Origin of the sequence: Clostridium sp. AF19-22AC (assembly GCF_003479085.1) — a bacterium.
GTDB classification, from domain to species: Bacteria; Bacillota; Clostridia; order Lachnospirales; family Lachnospiraceae; genus Faecalicatena_A; species Faecalicatena_A orotica.
Genome location: NZ_QUGN01000054.1, coordinates 1 through 2,579, shown reverse-complemented (window position 1 = coordinate 2,579; position 2,579 = coordinate 1). Strand labels below are relative to the sequence as shown.

Sequence of the window (2,579 nt, the reverse complement as noted above, 5' to 3'; positions counted from 1 at the left end):
TTTTGTGCCTGAGCGAAGCGAAAGGAATGGATATAAGTATGGAAAAGGTAGTAACTTTTCAGAACATTAAAAAAGAGTTTTCAGGAGTGTGTGTCCTGGAAGATGTAAATCTGGATATTTATGCAGGTGAAGTTTTGGCTCTGGTAGGAGAAAACGGTGCGGGGAAGTCAACTTTGATGAAAATTCTGTCAGGAGTATATGAACCGACCTCGGGGAAGATATTCCTGTCAGGAAAAGAAGTGAAGTTTGAAAAAGCACTTGACGCACTGGATGGGGGAATCTCCATGATTCATCAGGAACTTATGCCCGTTATGGATATGACAGTGGCTGAAAATATTTTTCTTGGAAGGGAACCACAAAAGAAGGTGAGGGGATTTGTCAGTCGAAAGAAAATGTATCAGGAAAGTGATTTGGTTTCTGAGGAATTTGGTTTGACGTTTTCGTCACAGAAAAAAATGAAAGATTTAAGTATTGCCCAACGTCAGATGGTGGAGATTGCGAGGGGGATATCGCGGAATGCCAGAGTGATTATTATGGATGAACCAACTTCGGCACTATCAGACAGAGAAAGCCTGATGTTGTTTGAGCAGATATCAAAACTGAAAAAGAAAGGAATTGCTATTATCTTTATTTCCCATAAAATGGATGAAATTTTCACCATTGCAGACCGGATTGCAGTTTTAAGAGATGGGAAAATGGTGCATGCCGGAAAAAGAGAAGAATATACAGAGGATATTTTAATCTCTCAAATGGTTGGGAGAGAATTGAATACCGTATTTCCACCGGCCAAAACAGTGCCGGGCGATGTGCTGCTGCGGGTCGAGAATCTGGAGCTGAAAGACACATTGATGAATATCAGTTTTGAGGTGAGATCGGGTGAGATTTTTGGAATCGCAGGTCTGATGGGATCAGGAAGAAGTGAGATTGTTGAAAGTATTTTCGGCCTAAGAAAGGGTGCCTGCATGACACTATATAAAAAAGGGAAAAAGATCCAGATACATAATCCGGGGCAGGCTATTAAGCAGGGAATTGCATTTGTGCCGGAGGACAGGAAAGTTGTAGGACTGAATCTTTCGGCTACAGTGAAAGAGAATATGTCTATGGCAGCTTTAAAACAGAATTATTCAAAAAGAGGTTTTTTGCATCTTAGGAAAGAGAGTGAAGAATGTGAAAAACAGATTGAGAGAATGAGGATAAAAACAACAGGACCTGCACAGAAGGTGAAAAACTTAAGTGGTGGAAACCAGCAAAAAATAGTAATAGCAAGATGGTTAATTACAGATTGTGACATTTTCTTTCTGGATGACCCAACCCGGGGGATTGATGTTATGGCAAAGGCGGAGATTTATGCTTTGATTAGAGAACTGGCAGCTATGGGAAAAGCAATTGTTTTAATTTCTTCAGAAATGCCGGAGATTATTGGTTTATGCGACCGGGCTATGGTGATGTGCGAAGGAAGAAAGACGGGAGAACTGGGTAAAAATGAATTGGAACAGGAAGCAATTATGAAACTGGCTTCAGGATTATAGAGATATAGGAGGAATAAGTATTATGAAAGCTGTAAAGCGTGTAGAAGTTTCAAAGGTGTTGACTAAGTATGGCATATTTATTGGTTTTTTGCTCCTGTGCATCATTATGGGGACAATGTCCCCCAATTTTATCTCTGGCTCCAACGTGCTGACTATTCTGCGTCAGGTGTCCTACTATGGAATGCTGAGTCTCGGGGTAATGTATGTTATTTTAACCGGAGGTATTGATTTGTCAGTGGGTTCAATCATGTGTCTGGCCGGGCTTGTATCGGCACATTATTCTCTTGCCGCAACTGATTACCAGCTTCCCCTCGGGGCGGCAGTCTTAATCGGTTTAGCATTAGCTTCCCTGTGTGGGTTTATTAACGGGGTTCTGGTTGCAAAAGTAAGACTGGCTCCCTTTATCGTAACACTTGCCACAAGTACGATTATCCGCGGAATCTGCCTGATTTATTCTGACGGCAGGCCAATAACAGGTTATACTGATGCTTACAAAATGATCGGACAGACAAGTCAGGGAATTATCCCTATGCCGGTACTGATTTTTGCAGTACTTTTTATCATAACCCTTATTGTATTGGGATTTACTCTGTTCGGCAGATACCTTTATGCAGTTGGGGGAAACGAGGAATGCGCAGTAGCCTGCGGAATTAATGTGACCCGGGTTAAGACGTTGGCATATACCATCTGCGGCCTGCTGGCCGGATTTGCCGGGATTGTTCTTTGTTCCAGACTGAATGCAGCTTCGCCAAATACCGGTGAAGGATATGAATTGAATTCCATCGCGGCGGTCGTCATGGGAGGTGTAAGCCTTTCAGGAGGAAGAGGGAATGTTTTCGGGGTTCTTGTAGGCGTACTGATTATCGGTGTTATTACAAATGGATTAGATATTTTAAATGTCTCGTCTTACTATCAGGATGTTATCAAGGGGCTCATTATTTTACTGGCTGTCTTCTTAGACAGAAAAAATAACTGATATGGCCTTGATGAAGTGACAGATGGATTAAGAATGGAAGTCCAGCTAATAAATGTCAATAGTTAAATGAAAAA

2 protein-coding genes are annotated in these 2,579 nt (G+C 41.8%); both read left to right on the top strand.

Annotation, left to right across the window (positions count from 1 at the left end):
- A partial coding sequence (locus DWX43_RS26700; RefSeq protein WP_330582330.1) for a sugar ABC transporter ATP-binding protein occupies positions 1-1,529 on the top strand: 1,529 nt, incomplete at its 5' end.
- Positions 1,530-1,551: 22 nt separating this feature from the next.
- On the top strand, positions 1,552-2,505 hold the full coding sequence (locus DWX43_RS26695; protein ID WP_118623102.1) for an ABC transporter permease: 954 nt from the start codon (positions 1,552-1,554) through the stop codon (positions 2,503-2,505).
- Positions 2,506-2,579: the final 74 nt, after the last annotated feature.

Coding starts and splice junctions, on each gene's coding strand:
- DWX43_RS26695 (WP_118623102.1), top strand. CDS start 1,552: ATGAAAGCTGTAAAGCGTGTAGAAGTTTCAAAGGTGTTGACTAAGTAT.